We start from the raw sequence: 203 nt of genomic DNA, 5'->3' as shown, positions 1-203 counted from the left end.
AGGAGGATTGCGCCTGCGGCGAGAATTCTTGGCGTGAGGCGTCTGGAGTGTGCCCAACTCCAGGCCAGGTAGACGATAGTGGTGATGGAGATGGTAGTGGTGACAGCGATGCCGTATGCGGAGGCTAACGCGGCGGATCCTCGGAAGCCAATTGTCACGGCGAGCACAGCAAGTGCAAGTAGGACGTTGATGGCTGGAACGTA

General features: G+C 58.6%; 1 protein-coding gene. It reads right to left on the bottom strand.

Annotated features, from left to right (window positions below; translation table 11 throughout):
• On the bottom strand, nt 1–191 hold a 191-nt coding region (locus QN357_RS19640; protein ID WP_416347642.1), incomplete at its 3' end, for a KUP/HAK/KT family potassium transporter.
• Between the last annotated feature and the right edge of the window lie 12 nt (nt 192–203).

The organism is Cryobacterium sp. RTC2.1 (assembly GCF_035018685.1).
Lineage (GTDB): Bacteria > Actinomycetota > Actinomycetes > Actinomycetales > Microbacteriaceae > Cryobacterium > Cryobacterium glucosi.
Note: the sequence above shows the minus strand (reverse complement) of the source record. Positions and strands in the feature narration are given on the sequence as shown.